Raw genomic sequence first — 17516 nt, 5'->3', positions numbered from 1 at the left:
AGCCGGGATCCGGATCACACGCCTTTATATCCGGGGCCTTTTTGCGGCCGTCCTTAACCATTCCGGTGCCGTTTCTGGACCCGGCTGTTATGCCGGATAACGACGCCGGACGACGAAACAGCTCCGGTCACCCTTTAGGGGTGGCCGGCGCTGTTTTGGGTAGGGATTTCAGCCTTCGCAGTCCCGGCAGTACTTCATGCCGTTCTTTTCGCGGGCCACCTGCGACCGGTGGCGGACCAGAAAGCACGACGAGCAGGTGAATTCATCTGACTGCTCCGGAACGACGATGACGGTCAGTTCCTCGTTGGAAAGATCGGCGCCGGGCAGGTCAATGCCCTCGGCCGTGTCGTTTTCGTCGAGGTCAATCACCGCGGTCTGGGCGGTGGCACCACGGGATGCCTGGAGGGCCTCCAGGGAGTCGGCAGGAGACTCTTCTTCTTGCTTGCGTGGAGCATCGTAATCGGTAGCCATAGCGTGTTCACTTTCCTTGCTGCACAGCGCCATTTCAGGCACCTCAGGCAGTTTAAGTCATTATGCCTTCACACGCGCGCCCGTGTGTTCAACCAGACATGCCGCCCGGTTCCGCCGCGGATTCCACGTGCAGTTCCCGCGCATGGTCCGCTCCGACTGCCACGCCACTGAGTGCCGGCAACCACCCCCAGCGTGTCGCATCGGCCATGGCATCGGCAGCCTGGGCAGGGGTCTCGCAGTAGAACGTATCCGCGAACCAGGCACTGATGCGGGCTGGAAATTGAGCTTTCATGCCACCGACCGTACGCAGCCAATGTTGTGGCCGCGTTTCGTCGCTGTCTCGTGGATATTAACCCGGCCCTGCTGCCTCAAGGTGAATGGAAAAATAGGCTGTTGACCCGCGCCGGGAACTGCTCCTAAACTCCCGGCATCGGCATTCCAGATGGATTGTCCTTGCCCTTTGATCTGGAAGTAACCAGCGATGGCCACAGCTCATCACAACCATCCGGAACGTGAGGTCCAGCAGTCACTGCAGGAGTTGCGTAGACGGCTGCAGGGATCGTTGATCGAGCCAGAGGATCCACTTTACGAGGAAGCCCGGGCGGTATGGAATGGCATGGTGGATCTGCGTCCCCGCGCGATCGCGAGGGCCGGTGCCGTCGCGGACATCGACGCGGTGCTGGATACTGCGCGGGGCAGCGGTCTGGCGCTGGCGGTCCGCGGCGGAGGGCACAACATCGCCGGCCATGGCACTGTCGACGGCGGCCTGGTCCTGGACCTGGGGCCACTCCGCGCTGTCACGGTCGATGCCGGAAGCGGGCTCGTCACCGTTGAGCCGGGAGCCACCTTGGCGGATGTGGACCGGGCTACGGCCGCGCATGGGCTGGCTGTCCCGCTGGGAGTCATCAGCGGGACAGGGGTAGCTGGACTCGCCCTTGGCGGCGGGGTGGGCTGGCTGACGCGGACGGGCGGGCTGAGCCTGGACAACCTGGAGGCTGTGGACGTCGTCACCCCCGGCGGCGAGCACCTGCAGGCAAGCGCGAACGAAAACCCTGAATTGTTCTGGGGGCTGCGCGGCGGCGGCGGGAACTTCGGCGTCGTCTCCTCTTTTACCTTCCGCACCCTTCCCCTGCCTGCGGCACCCCTGGGTGGCAACCTCTTCTACCGGCAACAGCACTGGAAGACCGCCCTGCTTGCCTTCGACGCGTGGGCACGGGACCTGCCCGACGAGATGAATCCGATCATTTCCTTCCTGGTCTTCCCGCCCGATTTCGGCATGGGTGATGAGCCATGGATGATTCTTGGCTTCGCCTGGGTCAGCGACGACCACCAGGCCGGCCTCAACCTCGTTGACCAGCTCCGGGCCGTTGCTCCGCCTGACGAAGAGGAAGTGGGATCGGCGTCGTGGCTGGACTGGCAAAGCGCCATGGACGCAGTGTTCCCCAAGGGCTCACGCGGCTACTGGAAGAACGTGTCCTTCTCGCGGCTGGACGGGGAGGTGGCCGATGCGGTGGTTGGTTTCGCCTCCGAGCTGGCGTGGCAGGGAACCGGCATCGACATCCACCACCTGGAGGGCGCTTTCGGGCGGGTCCCGGAAGAGGCAACAGCGTTTCCGAACCGGTCGGCGCGTTACTGGCTGAACATTTACGGGTTTTGGCAGGACCCGGCCGAGGACGAACGCCTTACAGCATTTGCCCGGAAGGCCTACGCGGTGATGCAGCCGTTCGCGGAGCAGGGCGAATACGTGAACTTTTTGGGGGCGGAGCTGGGAGTCCCGGAGGCAGACGCTGCACGCAATGCCTACGGCCAGGATAAGTACCAGCGGCTCGTTGCCCTCAAGGACCGTTATGATCCGCAGAATCTCCTGCGCCTTAACCACAACATCCCGCCTACGGGTGCCTGAAGCGTCCGACAGGATTCCCAGGACCGGTCAGTCTGAGCCCCCTGTCGGATTCGAACCGACGACCCCCGCTTTACAAGAGCGGTGCTCTGGCCAACTGAGCTAAGGAGGCGTGCCCTTGCGGGCGGGCACCTGAACGGCGCTAGATAAGGTTAGCCCAAGTCCTCCCGGTGGTAAAAACGCCGGTTGTGGTTCCCGCGGCAGATGCCCGGCCAAAGGGAAGGGCCCGCCGCCGGAACATATCCGGCGGCGGGCCCTTGTACCAGGGAGACGCTAGGCCTTCGCGTCGATCGCCGCCTGGATTTCAGCGTTCAGGTCGGCAGCACCGTCCCACTGCTTGCCGTCGATGAAGACGGTGGGCGTCCCGGTGATCCCGGTGCGGTTGGCGAGCTCGGTGGAGTACTTCACGTAGGGGCGGAAGGTCTTGTCATCCACGCAGCTGTTGATGTCCGCGTCAATGTCACTGGCCAGGGACTTCAGCTTGTCGTCAGAGAGCCCGGCTCCGCCTTCAGCGGGCTGGTTGGCAAACAGGACATCAACGTATTCGGAGTACTTCTCCGGTGCCTTGTCCGCTACGCAGGCCGCGGCGTTGGCTGCGCGTGAGGAGTAGTTCGTGGTGGACTGGCGGTCCAGGAAGCCCAGCGGGCGGTACTCCATGGAGATCTTGCCTTCATTACGGAGCGAGGTAAGCGCTTCGTTGTAGGTGTTTTCGAACCGCAGGCAGACCGGGCAGATGAAGTCGATGTAGGCAATCACCTTGACGGGCTGGCCCGCTTCGGCCTCGGCGCCCGGCGCCACGACCGGGCTGGGCTGCGCATCCGGCTTGGCCGGGAGGTTGGCCATGTCCACAGTCGCCGGGTCCGCCTTTTTGACGTCGGTGTTAGCCAGCAGGGTCACACCACCGTTGACGTTCGCGCTGGCCGGTACCGGCCCCTGGTCCGCAATGGGGGTGTTCTGGCGGATGCTGGTGGTCACCACCAATGCGATCACCGCAAGGATAGCCACAACGGCCGCCACAATCCCCCACCCGATCAGCAGCTTGTTGCGCTTGTCCTTTTTCAGCTGTGCGTCACGGATCAGCCGCGCTTTCTCGCGGGCCTCCGCGGTGCGCTCAGCTTTGGACTTACGTACTTCGTTTGCGGGGCTCATGTGTTCCTTGGGTCGATCGACGAGGGGGACCAGTTCGTGGCAACCCTCCCATTTTAGGGGAGAAAACTGAGAGCTTGGCTGTTCAAGTATTCTGCCGGGTTGACCAACGGACGAATAGCACGGAAGATTCCGTCCCGTTAGGGTGAACTAAGAGGCACAAGCAACCCCAGGGGGCCGCAATGCAAACACCCGTCCAGGAAAAACCTTCCACCGCAGCCGGGTCCGGCGCCGCCGGCTCCGGCCATGGCGGGGAAACAAAGTATGACTTCATGGTGGTCTCGAACAGGCTGCCCGTTGACCGCTGCGCCCCCGGTGAAAGCGGCGACGACGGCTCCGGATGGCGCCGGTCCCCCGGCGGCCTGGTGACGGCGCTGGCACCCATGATGACCAAGACCGACGGCGCCTGGGTGGGCTGGCACGGCGCCCCCGAAGAGACCGTGGAACCATTCAGCCACGGTGGCATGGACCTGGTGCCCGTTCAGCTCAGCGCGGACGACGTCGAGCTTTACTACGAAGGCTTCTCCAACGCCACACTGTGGCCGCTCTACCATGACGTGATCGCCCCGCCGGAATTCCATCGCACCTGGTGGGACACCTACCGCACGGTGAACAAAAGGTTCGCCGACGCCGTCGTACGCCATGCCGATGACGGCGCCACGGTGTGGATCCAGGACTACCAGCTGCAGCTGGTGCCGCGGATGCTCCGGGAAGCGCGGCCGGACCTCAAGATCGGCTTCTTCAACCACATCCCGTTTCCCCCGCCCGAGATCTTCGCCCAGCTGCCCTGGCGCCAGGCCATCATCGACGGCCTGCTCGGCGCTGACCTGGTGGGCTTCCAGCGGCCCAGCGATGCCGGCAACTTCATGCGCTCAGCCCGCCGCTTCCTGGGCGCCAGCGTCAAGCAGCAGCAGGTGCACGTCAAGGGCCAGGACGGGGAAATCACGCACATCGCCAGGGCCCAGGCGTTTCCCATTTCCATCGATGTGCAGCAGATCAGCGAGCTGGCCCAAAAACCGGAAATCATTGAGCGGGCACGGCAGATCCGCCAGGACCTTGGCAACCCGAAAACCATCCTGTTGGGTGTGGACCGGCTGGACTACACCAAGGGCATCCGGCACCGGCTCAAGGCGTTCGAGGAGCTCCTTGCCGACGGCAAGCTGTCAGTGGCCGACGCCACCCTGATCCAGGTTGCCAGCCCCAGCCGCGAGCGCGTTGAACAGTACCGGCTCCTGCGCGAGGAAGTGGAGGGCACGGTGGGCCACATCAACGGCACCTACGACACCCTCGAGAACACCGCCGTCCGCTACCTGCACCACAGCTACCCCGTGGAAGAGATGGTGGCCCTGTACCTGGCCGCCGACGTCATGCTGGTAACCGCCCTGCGTGACGGGATGAACCTGGTGGCCAAGGAGTACGTCACGGCGCGCACCAACAACGACGGCGCGCTGGTGCTCAGCGAGTTCGCCGGTGCCGCCGACCAGCTCAAGCAGGCCCTCCTGATGAACCCGCACGACATCGATGGCCTGAAGAGCGCGATCATGCGGGCAGTGGAGATGACGCCCCGGGACGCTTCCCGGCGCATGCGGGCCATGCGCAAACAGATCCTCGAACACGACGTGGACCACTGGTCCGCCGACTTCCTCCAGGCCTTGAAAGAAAAAGTGGTCCGCGATGACTCCTGACGGCAGAACCGGCAACGGCAAGTTGGCCCTGACACCGGAGCTTCGTGAGGCCCTTCGGGCCGTCGCCGCGACGGATCATCTGCTGGTGGCCATGGACTTCGACGGCACCATGGCTCCCATCGTCGGCCACGCCGACGACGCCCGCCCCCTTCCGCGTGCAGCCACGGCGTTCGCCGGGCTCGCCGTGCTGCCCCGCACGACGACGGCGCTCATCTCCGGACGCGCCCTCGCCAGCCTGCGTGCAGTAGCGTCGCCGCCGGTGGACACCCTGCTGATCGGCAGCCACGGGGCAGAGGCCTGGCTGGGACCTGGATCGACCGGACTGACGCTGGACGAGGAACAAAAGGCCCTGCTGGCCGAGGTCCGCAGCATCCTGGCGGTGATCGCCGCGGAGGCGCCCGGCACCATGCTGGAGGACAAACCGGCCGGCGTGGTCCTCCACACCCGCCAGGCGGATGACGACGTGGCACAGGACGCGGTATCCGCCGCGCGCTCGCTGCTGCAGGACCGCAAAGGGGTCTTCCTCAAGGACGGGAAGCGAGTCCTTGAAACCTCAGTGGTGAATGCCTCCAAAGGCGAGGGGGTTACCTTCCTGCGGCAAGCCACCGGGGCCACGGCCGTCCTGTTTGCCGGCGACGACACCACGGACGAGGATGCGCTGGCCCGCCTGGAACCCGGGGACGTGGGCGTGAAGGTGGGCCTGGATTTCACCCAGGCCCAGTACCGCGTGGAGGCACCGGTGCACGTGGCGGAGCTGCTGGAGGTGCTGCTTCAAGAGCGGAGCCTTGCCGTTGCCGAGGAAGACCAGCAGGGCTTCCAGGGCAGGAGTTGAGCAAGCTCACGTGTGACGTCCGTAACATTTGGGGCGAAATGCACAATATCTGACATACTCTTGCTTGTGATGTGGCGCACAAGCACCGTGCGGCGTCACTCGACGCTCACCAACCTTGGTCGGCGAGCGTCTGCAGGACAAAACTGAACAAACATGAACCATTCACAACGGATCGTCCGGCACGTACCTGCCGGTGAAGGGATTGATAACTGTGGCTACAGTTACTTTTGATAACGCTACGCGTCTGTACCCGGGCACAGAAAAGCCCGCCGTCGATAAGCTCAACATCGACATCGCCGATGGCGAATTCCTGGTCCTCGTTGGACCCTCCGGTTGCGGTAAGTCCACCTCCCTGCGCATGCTCGCAGGGCTCGAGGACGTCAACGCCGGCCGTATCCTCATTGGCGACCGCGACGTCACCGACGTTCCGCCCAAGGACCGCGACATCGCGATGGTTTTCCAGAACTACGCGCTGTACCCGCACATGACGGTTGCTGACAACATGGGCTTCGCCTTGAAGATCGCCGGCGTTTCCAAGGAAGAGCGCGCCGAGCGTGTCCGTGAAGCCGCCAAGCTCCTTGACCTTGAGCCCTACCTGGACCGCAAGCCGAAGGCACTCTCCGGTGGCCAGCGCCAGCGCGTCGCCATGGGCCGCGCCATCGTCCGTAACCCGCAGGTCTTCCTCATGGATGAGCCGCTGTCCAACCTGGACGCCAAGCTCCGCGTGCAGACCCGCACCCAGATCGCATCCCTGACCCGCCGCCTGGGCGTCACCACCGTTTACGTGACGCACGACCAGGTCGAGGCAATGACCATGGGCGACCGTGTGGCTGTGCTGAAGGACGGCCTGCTGATGCAGGTTGACACCCCGCGCAACCTGTACGACAAGCCCAAGAACGTCTTCGTTGCCGGCTTCATCGGCTCCCCCGCCATGAACCTGCTGGAACTGCCGGTTGTCGACGGCGGCGTTCAGTTCGGCGGAACCGTCTACCCGGTACCCCGCTCCGTCCTCGAAGAGGCACACGGCTCCACCGTGACGCTGGGCTCCCGCCCGGAGGACCTCGAGACCGCCCCGCACGGTGAAGGCCTGAAGGTAGAGGTCGACGTCGTCGAAGAGCTCGGTGCCGACGCTTACGTCTACGGCCACACCACGCTTGACGGCAAGGACCACGACATCGTGGCACGTGTCGACGGCCGCCGCCCCCCGATGAAGGGCGAGTCCATCTACGTCCGTCCGCAGTCGGGCCACGTGCACCTGTTCGACACCAAGACCGGCCTGCGCCTGGGCGACTAACCCTTGCGCTAACCGACGGCGGCCTTCCTTGAATGGACGGCCGCCGTCGGCCTTTAACTTCGCGGCCACAAGAATTAGCTGGCCACGCCTATGTACGGAAGAATTGACCCATGACCGAGGAATACAGCGCCCAGTGGCACGATGAACCCACCGACTATGCGCAGGTGGGGAAGCTTCCACGGTTCGTTGCGGCGAGTGCCGACGACGGCAAAAATGCCTCGGTCTCCAGTTCCCTGAACATTACGGCGGCGGCTGCCGATCCGGAGCTGCTTGACCTGCCGTGGCACATCGCGCTGGAGGACTGGCCGGCGGAGAACCTGGCTGCACTGCCCCGCGGCATCTCCCGGCACATTGTCCGCTTCGCCCACCTCGGCGGCTCCGTGATCGCCATCAAGGAAACCTCCGAGCACGTCGCCCGGCACGAATACCACATGCTCCGCAAGCTGGCCCGGCTGGACGTTCCCTGCGTGGAGCCCGTTGCCGTCATCACCGGCCGTACCACGCTGGACGGACGGCCCTTGAACCCCGTGCTGGTGACCCGGCACCTGAAGTTCTCCATGCCGTACCGCGCCCTCTTTTCGCAGATGCTCCGCAAGGACACGCTCACGCGCCTCATCGATGCGCAGGCTCTGCTGATGGTCAGGCTGCACCTGATCGGCTTTTATTGGGGCGACGTTTCGCTGTCCAACACACTGTTCCGCCGCGACGCCGGCGCCTTCGCGGCCTACCTGGTGGACGCCGAAACCGGTGAGCTTTATCCGGACCTGTCCACCGGCCAGCGCGAATACGACCTGGAAATCGCCCGGGTGAATATCGCGGGCGAGCTGATGGACCTGCTGGACGGGGGGCTTATCGAGGAAAAGGTGGACCCCGTGGCCACCAGCGAGCTGATCATGGAGAGCTACCGCCGCCTCTGGACCGAACTCACCGAGAAGGAATCTTTCGAACTTGGCGAGCGCTGGCGCGTGGGCGCCCGCATCCGGCGGCTTAACGAACTCGGCTTTGACGTCGAGGAATACGCCATCAAGACCACCCAGAACGGGTCCACCATCCAGCTGCAGCCCAAGGTGGTTGACGCCGGGCACCACCAGCGACGGCTGCTCCGCCTCACGGGGCTGGACGCACAGGAGAACCAGGCGCGCCGGCTCCTCAACGACATGGACAGCTTCCGGGCTGACAACAATCCGGACATGGACGAGGAATACAGCGCCCACCTCTGGGTCAGCCAGATCTTCGAGCCAATCGTGCGGTCCATTCCCCGTGACCTGTCCGGCAAGCTGGAGCCGGCGGAGGCGGTACACGAGGTCCTGGAACACCGCTGGTACATGTCCGAAAAGCAGGAGCGGCACATCCCCCTCGCCGAAGCCGTGCAGTCCTACATCGATTCCATCCTCCGGCACCGCCGGGACGAGGCAGCCATCATGTTGAACCCGGATACCGGGCTGCTGAAGATCCTTGAGGTGGAGACGGAAGAGTCCCGCTACGGCGCGGAAGAGTCCATCGACGAATATCCCGACGTGGACGACTAAAGGTCAGATCGCCTTACCGGGATTCAGGATGCCGGCAGGATCGAACAGTTCCTTGATCCTGCGCTGGAGCTCCCGGACCGGTTCCGGCTGTTCCTGGCCCAGCCACCGCAGCTTGTACTGTCCTACGCCGTGTTCGCCGGTGATGGTTCCACCCATCTGCAGGGCAGCCGTGATGGATTCATCAAGTACTTCCTGGAGCCCCGCCATCGCAACCGTATCCACCTTGCTGTCCTTCCGGTCTATCCAAAAGGTGGGGTGCAGGTTGCCGTCGCCGGCGTGCGCCACTACCTTCAGGTGCACGCCGTGGCGGACGGCCATTCCCTCCAGGGCAACGACGTAGTCAACCAGGCGCGACCGGGGCACGGCGACATCCTCTCCCACCCGGTACTCGTCGTCGACCTCCACGCCCCTGCTGTGGCGCCGTAGCTCCACCAGCCGTTCTGCCTCTGCGCTCGCCGCGGTGGTGACGGTTGCCCCGCCGGCCTTCAGGACTTCCCGGACCACCTCAGCCTCGGCGGCAGCGCCGAAGCCGTCCGTCTGGATCAGGAGGAGTGACCGGCCGCGCGCCGTGAGGTCCGATCCGTGGATCTCGTCCAACTGCGCAAGCGTACCGCCGTCGAGCAGTTCCATAATGGCTGGCTGCACCCGCGCCCTGCCCACAGCAAGGACGCCGGCGGCGGCCAGACGAAAGTCCGGGTAGAAAGCCGCAACAGTGTGCACTTCCCGGGGTAGATACTTAAGGCGCACCGTCACCCCCACCACGATGCCAAGCGTTCCCTCCGAACCGACGAACAGCCCGGTCAGGTCATAGCCGGCCACGCCCTTGAACGTCTGGTGGCCGGTATGGATCAGCGAGCCGTCCGCCAACACTACGTCCAGCGCGAGGACCGAGTCCCTGGTGACTCCGTACTTGGCGCAGCGCAGGCCGCCGGCATTAGTGGCGACATTGCCACCAATGGTGGAGCTGCGGAAGCTGGCAGGGTCCGGCGCGTACATCAGCCCGTGCGCCGCTGCCGCTTCGTTGAGCACGGCATTAATGACTCCTGGTTCCACCACGGCTGTTTCGTCGTCAGGGTTCAGGTCCAGGATCCGGTCCATGCGTTCGAGGGACAGGATGATGCAGTCCTTCGTGGCGTGGGCGCCGCCTGAGACTCCCGTTCCCGCGCCCCGCGGCACTACTGGCACAGCACTGTCAGCGCAGATCCGCACCACAGCCTGTACGTCCGGCACCGACTCGGGGAACACCACTGCCAGAGGGAGCTGGTAGTCGAGGACGGGCGCCTGGTCCACGGCGTACCGGCTGAGGGTTGCTTCTGTCCGGTCCACCTTGCCCGCCGCCAGGACGGTCTCCAGCTCCTCAAGTACACTTCCCACGAAGCCTCCATCCGTCGTCGCACGTGTCCCACCAGTCTAGGACGGGTGCCGCTGGGGCTGGAGGCGTTCGGACTCGAGTCCCGCACACGGCAGAGCTCACACCAATAATCCTCCTGCAAGCGCTTCCAGCTTCTGACCTGCGGAGAGACAGCTTTTGATAGTCGTCGTCGGTAGCCTGGAGTGGAAGCGTTTCCATGACCACCGCCGAACAAGCTAAGCTTGCTTCCATGTCTGTCGAAATTGTGACGTCCGCCACTGCTCCCTGTACCGGCCCGCTGACCCTGATCCACTCCGAAGACAACCAGCCCGGCTGGTGGCGCTCGGCCGTGATCTACCAGGTGTATCCACGTTCCTTCCGCGACCTCAATGGTGACGGCGTGGGAGACATTGCCGGCATCACCGAGGAGCTGCCGCACCTGGCTGACCTCGGGGTTGACGCGATGTGGCTGTCGCCCTTCTACTGCTCCCCCCAGCGCGATGCCGGCTACGACGTCAGCGATTACTGCGACGTGGACCCGATCTTCGGCACCCTCGGCGACTTCGACGTCATGATGGCGGAATCCCACCGGCTGGGGTTGCGCGTCATTGTGGATCTGGTGCCCAACCACTGCTCCGACCAGCACCCGCTGTTCCAGGCAGCCCTCGCGGCGCCCGCCGGCAGCCCGGAGCGGCAAATGTTTATCTTCCGGGACGGCAATGGGCCCGACGGCCACGAGCCGCCCAACAACTGGCAGTCCCACTTCGGCGGTCCCGCCTGGACCAGGGTAACCGGGCCTGATGGCCAGCCTGACCAGTGGTACCTGCACCTTTTTGATTCATCCCAGCCAGACTTCAACTGGGACAACCCCGCCGTCCACACCGAGTTCGAACGGATTCTCCGGTTTTGGCTGGACCGGGGCGTTTCCGGTTTCCGCGTGGACGTTGCCCATGCGCTGGTCAAGGCACCCGGCCTCCCCGCCTGGGGCGGACGGGCCGACGGCGGAAGTTCCGACGGCTTCCCGGGCCATGAGGCACCCATGTTCGGCCAGCCGGCCATCCACGACATCTACCGTGCCTGGCGGAAAATCCTGGACCAGTATGGCCCGGACCGGATCCTTTGCGCAGAAGCCAGCGTCGACCTCCCCCGTCTCGCCCAGTGGGTCAGGTCCGACGAGATGCACCAGGCCTTCAACTTCCCCTATCTGCACGCCGGACTGGACGTGAACCGTCTCCGGACCGTCATCACGGACTCCCTGACCGTCCTGGGCGCCGTCGGCGCTCCCAGCACCTGGGTGCTTTCCAATCACGACGTCGTCCGGCATGCCACCCGCTTCGGCTACAACGGGCAAGGGCCCCGGGATGGTGACGGTATCGGCCTGGCCGATCCGCAGCCTGACACGGCCCTGGGCCGGCACCGGGCTGCTGCTGCATCGCTGTTTATGCTGGGGCTTCCGGGGGCTGCCTATCTCTATCAAGGTGAGGAGCTTGGGCTGCCTGACGGCATCGACATCCCTGAGCACCTGCGCCAGGACCCCACCTTCGCGCGGACAGGCGGGGAACGGCTGGGCCGGGACGGCTGCCGCGTTCCGTTGCCGTGGCGGGCCGCTGAACGCCATCTCGGTTTCGGCGCCGGCAACGACCCCTGGCTGCCGCTGCCTTCCTCTTTCGGGGAACTGGCCCGGGACGTGCAGGCCAGCTCACCGTCGTCGCACCTCGCCCTGTACCGGAACATGCTGGAGATCCGCCGTGAGCTGGACCTGGGGCGCGGGTCATTGGCGTGGGCCGAGGATTGGTGCATGGGTTCATCCCTGGCATACCTCAACGGCACTACGCTGGTGCTTATGAACCTCAACCACGAGCCGCTGGAAATGCCCGCCGGCCAGGTCCTCGTCCGGAGTGCATCTTCAGGGCCGGACGGTTTGCTGGCTTCGGGCGAAACCGCCTGGATCCGGATTGGACCGGACACCGCTGCCAATTGAGCATGGCCGGGATAAAGGACGTCGCAGACAAGGCCGGTTTATCCGTCGCAACCGTCTCACGGGCGCTTAGCGGCAAATCGAACGTCTCCGCCAAGAGCCGGAAACTGGCACTGGAGGCGGCAGGGGAACTGGGGTTTATCCCGTCCTATCACGCATCCAGCCTGGCCTCCGGGCGGAACCACAACATCGGCCTTGTGGTTCCCTCCATCCACCGCTGGTATTTCTCCTCGGTGCTGGAGGGTGCATCTGCCACCCTTCTGGATGCCGGCTTTGACCTGACGCTCTACAACGTGGGCGACCAGCCGGAGCGCCGTCAAAGCGTGCTGAACGACTTCCTGCTCCGCAAGCGCCTCGACGCTGTGATCGCCGTTGCGCTGGTGCTCAGCGACGACGAAATCCAGCAGTTACTGGCGGTCCATCGCCCTATTGTGGGCATCGGCGGCACCTTGCCCGGTGCCTCCACGATCAGGATCGACGACGAGCGGCTGGCCCGGATGGCCACCGACCACCTGATCCGGCTGGGGCATACGCGGATAGCGCACGTCACCGGCGACGCCGCGCTGAACCAGGACTTCAAGCTGCCGGGCATCCGGCAGGCCGGCTACCAGCAGGCAATGAACGCCGCCGGCTTGGAGGTCAGGTCCGAATGGCAGATCACGGCCGACTTCACTGTCCACGGCGCCTACGGCGCCGCCCGCCGGCTGTTGGGCACCGCGTCCGAGCCCCCGACAGCTGTCTTCGCAGCCTCAGACGAGATGGCGGTGGGCACGATCCTTGCCGCCCGGGATTTCGGCCTGCAGGTTCCGCAGGATCTCTCCGTGGTGGGCATGGATGGGCACGAACTTGGTGAAACGTTCGGCCTTACCACCATTGATCAAGACCCCCGCGGGCAGGGCGCCCTGGCAGCCAGGACTGCGCTGCAGTTGCTCGAGCCTAAGAATGGGTCTGACGAAGACGCGACGGCACCAAGAGCCGATCAGGAGTTCCGGACTGAGTTCGTGATCAGGACCAGTACGGCCGTGCCGCGGAACGGGTCCGGCCGCGGGGCCTGACCCTCTGACAATGTTGGTGGCGCCTTTAGTGCCTACGCCCCGCCGGCCTCAGGGACGCCCATAAAGCGGCAATACTTGGCAAGAATCAGGGGCCAGGCGGCAACATATTGAGCTCGGGCTGCGGCCGGGTTCTCGGCCCCTTCCCAGCCGTCGTGGAAGGTGCGTACTTCCGTTCCGTCCTCCACTGCCCGGAAGACCACCAGCAGTTCGGTGGACCACAGCGCGCTGGAGCCAGGATGCCAGGTCGCGTGAAAGGACAGCGGGGGCTGCCAGTCGTCGAGCGTGCCCCAGATGCTGGTCCGGCCGTCGTCAGCCGTTTCCAGGATGAGGTTCTCCTCGAACTCGACATAGGATTTCGCGCCGTACACACCAACCATATCGAGCGGCCACCAGAGGTGCGTGTGGTCGGTGAAGCCGGCAAAAGCGGGCGCAACACTTCCTGGCACTACCACTGTGTTAATGACGGGTTCGAGGAGCTCGATAGGGCCCCTGTCATCGCTGCCGAACGATTCGTTGCCGTGGCTGAAGAGGCTGTTCATGGTGCTCCACTCTACCCGTGCCACTCCACCTGCAACGGCGGGCCAGCGGGCCCTGAAGCGCCCACTTAGTTAATGGCGGTTAAAGCCGTAGGGCCCTGACACCATGTGTCAGGGCCCTACTGTTAATTTATGTCCGGCGGTGACCTACTCTCCCACACCCTCCCGGGTGCAGTACCATCGGCGCTGTGGGTCTTAGCTTCCGGGTTCGGAATGGGACCGGGCGTTTCCCCCACGCTATGACCGCCGTAACCCTTGTACCCGGCACCAACCCCTTTCGGGGTGGTGTGGGAAAACTTTTGTGGTTACAACAGGTGCTGCAGTGATGCAGCTGTGGTGTTGTTATTCAGTTGTGGTTTTGTTCCCTGGACAACAGTTTGGTTTGTTGTTCGGGAACCACATAGTGGACGCAAGCAGTCTTGTTTATCTTTTTACCAACCCGTGGTTGCAAACGCTTTTGAAGGAACGTTTGCCGGGGTGGTGTGTGGTGTAAGTTATCGGCCTATTAGTACCGGTCAGCTTCACGAGTCGTTAGTCCTCGCTTCCACATCCGGCCTATCAACCCAGTGGTCTGGCTGGGGGCCTCTCACACACAAGGTGTATGGAAATCTCATCTCGAAGCGAGCTTCCCGCTTAGATGCTTTCAGCGGTTATCCCATCCGAACGTAGCTAATCAGCGGTGCACTTGGCAGTACAACTGACACACCAGAGGTTCGTCCGTCCCGGTCCTCTCGTACTAAGGACAGCCCTTCTCAAATTTCCTGCGCGCGCAGCGGATAGGGACCGAACTGTCTCACGACGTTCTAAACCCAGCTCGCGTACCGCTTTAATGGGCGAACAGCCCAACCCTTGGGACCTACTCCAGCCCCAGGATGCGACGAGCCGACATCGAGGTGCCAAACCATGCCGTCGATATGGACTCTTGGGCAAGATCAGCCTGTTATCCCCGAGGTACCTTTTATCCGTTGAGCGACGGCCATTCCACAATGTACCGCCGGATCACTAGTCCCGACTTTCGTCCCTGCTCGAGATGTCTCTCTCACAGTCAAGCTCCCTTGTGCACTTACACTCGACACCTGATTGCCAACCAGGCTGAGGGAACCTTTGGGCGCCTCCGTTACTTTTTAGGAGGCAACCGCCCCAGTTAAACTACCCATCAGGCACTGTCCCTGACCCGGATTACGGGCCGAAGTTAGATGTCCAAAGTGACCAGAGTGGTATTTCAACGATGACTCCACCCGAACTGGCGTCCGGGCTTCAACGTCTCCCACCTATCCTACACAAGCCACTCCGAACACCAATACCAAACTATAGTAAAGGTCTCGGGGTCTTTCCGTCCTGCTGCGCGTAACGAGCATCTTTACTCGTACTGCAATTTCGCCGAGTTTATGGTTGAGACAGCGGGGAAGTCGTTACTCCATTCGTGCAGGTCGGAACTTACCCGACAAGGAATTTCGCTACCTTAGGATGGTTATAGTTACCACCGCCGTTTACTGGGGCTTAAATTCTCAGCTTCGCCTTGCGGCTAACCGGTCCTCTTAACCTTCCAGCACCGGGCAGGAGTCAGTCCGTATACATCGTCTTGCGACTTCGCACGGACCTGTGTTTTTAGTAAACAGTCGCTTCCCCCTGGTCTCTGCGGCCCCGATCCCCTCCGGACAGCAAGTGTCCATCAAGGTTGGGGCCCCCCTTCTCCCGAAGTTACGGGGGCATTTTGCCGAGTTCCTTAACCATAATTCTCTCGATCGCCTTAGTATTCTCTACCTGATCACCTGTGTCGGTTTGGGGTACGGGCGGCTAAAACCTCGCGTCGATGCTTTTCTCGGCAGCATAGGATCACCAAATCCCCCCAAACGGGGGTCCCATCAGATCTCAGGCATCATGAACAGCGGATTTGCCTACCGTTCGCCCTACATCCTTAGACCGGGACAACCATCGCCCGGCTTGGCTACCTTCCTGCGTCACACCTGTTAATACGCTTGCCTCCCAGGATCAGGTCCTGCGCTCCACCAAAACCCTTCACCCACAAGGGGTGTCAGGCAGGTCTCGGGCAGTTAGTATCCCCTGTTCAGCATGGGCGGTTTTTCGCCGGTACGGGAATATCAACCCGTTGTCCATCGACTACGCCTGTCGGCCTCGCCTTAGGTCCCGACTTACCCAGGGCAGATTAGCTTGACCCTGGAACCCTTGATCATTCGGCGGACGGGTTTCTCACCCGTCTTTCGCTACTCATGCCTGCATTCTCACTCGTGTAGGCTCCACCGCTGGTTTACACCGCGACTTCACTGCCCACACGACGCTCCCCTACCCATCCAGACGCCTGAACCACAAGGGCTTAGCTAATATCTGAATGCCACAACTTCGGCGGTGTACTTGAGCCCCGCTACATTGTCGGCGCGGAATCACTTGACCAGTGAGCTATTACGCACTCTTTTAAGGATGGCTGCTTCTAAGCCAACCTCCTGGTTGTCTTCGCAACTCCACATCCTTTCCCACTTAGCACACGCTTAGGGGCCTTAGTTGGTGGTCTGGGCTGTTTCCCTCTCGACTATGAAGCTTATCCCCCACAGTCTCACTGCTGCGCTCTCACTTACCGGCATTCGGAGTTTGGCTGACGTCAGTAACCTTGTAGGGCCCATTAGCCATCCAGTAGCTCTACCTCCGGTAAGAAACACGCAACGCTGCACCTAAATGCATTTCGGGGAGAACCAGCTATCACGAAGTTTGATTGGCCTTTCACCCCTACCCACAGCTCATCCCCTCCATTTTCAACTGAAGTGGGTTCGGTCCTCCACGACGTCTTACCGTCGCTTCAACCTGGCCATGGGTAGATCACTTCGCTTCGGGTCTAGATCACGCCACTGCAACGCCCTATTCAGACTCGCTTTCGCTACGGCTTCCCCACACGGGTTAACCTCGCGACGTAACACTAACTCGCAGGCTCATTCTTCAAAAGGCACGCCGTCACAACTACAAGGCTGCTCCGACGGATTGTAAGCACACGGTTTCAGGTACTGTTTCACTCCCCTCCCGGGGTACTTTTCACCTTTCCCTCACGGTACTGGTCCGCTATCGGTCATTAGGGAGTATTTAGGCTTATCAGGTGGTCCTGACAGATTCACACGGGATTTCTCGGGCCCCGTGCTACTTGGGATACTCATCCAGGCGGTACACAACATTTCGGTTACGGGGCTCACACCCTCTCTGGCCGGCCTTTCAAGACCGCTCACCTATGCCTGCACATCACACCCCACTGCCCCGGCAGAGACAGTACGGAAAGTCCCACAACCCCGACCATGCAACGCCCGCCGGCTATCACACATGGAACGGTTTAGCCTGATCCGCGTTCGCTCGCCACTACTAACGGAATCACTATTGTTTTCTCTTCCTGCGGGTACTGAGATGTTTCACTTCCCCGCGTTCCCTCCACGCACCCTATGTGTTCAGATGCGGGTCACCAGGCGACTCGCGCCCCTGGCGGGGTTTCCCCATTCGGACACCCTGGGATCACAGTCCGGTTATCGACTCCCCCAGGCTTATCGCAGATTCCTACGTCCTTCTTCGGCTCCTAATGCCAAGGCATCCACCGTGTGCTCTTAAAAACTTGACCACAAAAGATCAATCAGTAATTTTCGAGAGAACCATGAAAACCAGCCACAACCACAAAAGGGCTGCAACCAGATCCAGGTTCATATTCTTGGAAATTGCTTCTTATAAAAGATGCTCGCGTCCACTATGT

General features: G+C 62.6%; 12 protein-coding genes, 1 tRNA gene and 2 rRNA genes. 7 read left to right on the top strand and 8 right to left on the bottom strand.

The window, feature by feature from the left end; genetic code table 11:
• Positions 1–168 precede the first annotated feature (168 nt).
• Together M1E07_RS05080 and M1E07_RS05075 are read right to left on the bottom strand one after the other, a co-directional pair.
• Positions 169–471: a DUF4193 domain-containing protein gene (locus tag M1E07_RS05080; RefSeq protein WP_461189183.1), complete on the bottom strand. Its 303-nt coding sequence runs from the start codon at positions 469–471 to the stop codon at positions 169–171.
• A gap of 88 nt (positions 472–559) precedes the next feature.
• Positions 560–763: a hypothetical protein gene (locus M1E07_RS05075; RefSeq protein WP_461189182.1), complete on the bottom strand. Its 204-nt coding sequence runs from the start codon at positions 761–763 to the stop codon at positions 560–562.
• A gap of 189 nt (positions 764–952) precedes the next feature.
• Between M1E07_RS05075 and M1E07_RS05070 the strand changes: the two genes are divergently transcribed.
• On the top strand, positions 953–2374 hold the full coding sequence (locus tag M1E07_RS05070; protein ID WP_461189181.1) for an FAD-binding oxidoreductase: 1422 nt from the start codon (positions 953–955) through the stop codon (positions 2372–2374).
• 35 nt (positions 2375–2409) lie between these two features.
• Here the strand turns inward: M1E07_RS05070 and M1E07_RS05065 are convergent.
• Positions 2410–2483 (bottom strand) — tRNA-Thr (locus M1E07_RS05065).
• Positions 2484–2644: 161 nt separating this feature from the next.
• Positions 2645–3520 (bottom strand): DsbA family protein, encoded by an 876-nt coding sequence (locus M1E07_RS05060; protein ID WP_461189180.1) that lies wholly within the window; start codon positions 3518–3520, stop codon positions 2645–2647.
• Between the two features lie 179 nt (positions 3521–3699).
• Between M1E07_RS05060 and M1E07_RS05055 the strand changes: the two genes are divergently transcribed.
• The 4 genes from M1E07_RS05055 (at position 3700) to M1E07_RS05040 (ending at position 8857) form a co-directional block, all read left to right on the top strand.
• Positions 3700–5202 (top strand): alpha,alpha-trehalose-phosphate synthase (UDP-forming), encoded by a 1503-nt coding sequence (locus M1E07_RS05055; protein ID WP_461189179.1) that lies wholly within the window; start codon positions 3700–3702, stop codon positions 5200–5202.
• A complete protein-coding gene (gene otsB / locus M1E07_RS05050) occupies positions 5192–6034 on the top strand; it encodes a trehalose-phosphatase (protein WP_461189178.1) in 843 nt (280 codons plus the stop codon). Before M1E07_RS05055 ends, otsB begins: the two co-directional genes overlap by 11 nt.
• Positions 6035–6245: 211 nt before the next feature.
• Positions 6246–7328 (top strand): ABC transporter ATP-binding protein, encoded by a 1083-nt coding sequence (locus M1E07_RS05045; RefSeq protein ID WP_142043703.1) that lies wholly within the window; start codon positions 6246–6248, stop codon positions 7326–7328.
• 110 nt (positions 7329–7438) lie between these two features.
• A complete protein-coding gene (locus M1E07_RS05040) occupies positions 7439–8857 on the top strand; it encodes a DUF4032 domain-containing protein (RefSeq protein WP_461189177.1) in 1419 nt (472 codons plus the stop codon).
• 3 nt (positions 8858–8860) lie between these two features.
• Here M1E07_RS05040 and M1E07_RS05035 read toward each other — a convergent pair whose 3' ends face one another.
• On the bottom strand, positions 8861–10231 hold the full coding sequence (locus M1E07_RS05035) for an FAD-binding oxidoreductase (RefSeq protein ID WP_461189176.1): 1371 nt from the start codon (positions 10229–10231) through the stop codon (positions 8861–8863).
• A gap of 227 nt (positions 10232–10458) precedes the next feature.
• Between M1E07_RS05035 and M1E07_RS05030 the strand changes: the two genes are divergently transcribed.
• Together M1E07_RS05030 and M1E07_RS05025 are read left to right on the top strand one after the other, a co-directional pair.
• Positions 10459–12189: a glycoside hydrolase family 13 protein gene (locus tag M1E07_RS05030; RefSeq protein WP_461189175.1), complete on the top strand. Its 1731-nt coding sequence runs from the start codon at positions 10459–10461 to the stop codon at positions 12187–12189.
• Between the two features lie 2 nt (positions 12190–12191).
• Positions 12192–13241 (top strand): LacI family DNA-binding transcriptional regulator, encoded by a 1050-nt coding sequence (locus M1E07_RS05025; RefSeq protein WP_461189174.1) that lies wholly within the window; start codon positions 12192–12194, stop codon positions 13239–13241.
• A 32-nt stretch (positions 13242–13273) separates the two neighbouring features.
• Here the strand turns inward: M1E07_RS05025 and M1E07_RS05020 are convergent, their stop codons facing one another.
• The 3 genes from M1E07_RS05020 to M1E07_RS05010 all read right to left on the bottom strand — a co-directional run bounded on the left by M1E07_RS05020 (position 13274) and on the right by M1E07_RS05010 (position 17387).
• Positions 13274–13780 carry an SRPBCC family protein gene (locus M1E07_RS05020; protein WP_461189173.1) on the bottom strand — a complete coding sequence of 169 codons (507 nt, stop codon included), beginning with the start codon at positions 13778–13780 and terminating at the stop codon, positions 13274–13276.
• Positions 13781–13911: 131 nt separating this feature from the next.
• Positions 13912–14028, bottom strand: a 5S ribosomal RNA gene (rrf, locus tag M1E07_RS05015).
• Positions 14029–14261: 233 nt separating this feature from the next.
• Positions 14262–17387 (bottom strand): 23S ribosomal RNA (locus M1E07_RS05010).
• Between the last annotated feature and the right edge of the window lie 129 nt (positions 17388–17516).

It is taken from the genome of Arthrobacter sp. Z4-13, assembly GCF_054792705.1.
Note: the sequence above shows the minus strand (reverse complement) of the source record. Positions and strands in the feature narration are given on the sequence as shown.

Coding starts and splice junctions, on each gene's coding strand:
- M1E07_RS05020 (WP_461189173.1), bottom strand. CDS start 13,780: ATGAACAGCCTCTTCAGCCACGGCAACGAATCGTTCGGCAGCGATGAC.
- M1E07_RS05075 (WP_461189182.1), bottom strand. CDS start 763: ATGAAAGCTCAATTTCCAGCCCGCATCAGTGCCTGGTTCGCGGATACG.
- M1E07_RS05080 (WP_461189183.1), bottom strand. CDS start 471: ATGGCTACCGATTACGATGCTCCACGCAAGCAAGAAGAAGAGTCTCCT.
- M1E07_RS05060 (WP_461189180.1), bottom strand. CDS start 3,520: ATGAGCCCCGCAAACGAAGTACGTAAGTCCAAAGCTGAGCGCACCGCG.
- otsB (WP_461189178.1), top strand. CDS start 5,192: ATGACTCCTGACGGCAGAACCGGCAACGGCAAGTTGGCCCTGACACCG.
- M1E07_RS05070 (WP_461189181.1), top strand. CDS start 953: ATGGCCACAGCTCATCACAACCATCCGGAACGTGAGGTCCAGCAGTCA.
- M1E07_RS05055 (WP_461189179.1), top strand. CDS start 3,700: ATGCAAACACCCGTCCAGGAAAAACCTTCCACCGCAGCCGGGTCCGGC.
- M1E07_RS05030 (WP_461189175.1), top strand. CDS start 10,459: ATGTCTGTCGAAATTGTGACGTCCGCCACTGCTCCCTGTACCGGCCCG.
- M1E07_RS05025 (WP_461189174.1), top strand. CDS start 12,192: ATGGCCGGGATAAAGGACGTCGCAGACAAGGCCGGTTTATCCGTCGCA.
- M1E07_RS05040 (WP_461189177.1), top strand. CDS start 7,439: ATGACCGAGGAATACAGCGCCCAGTGGCACGATGAACCCACCGACTAT.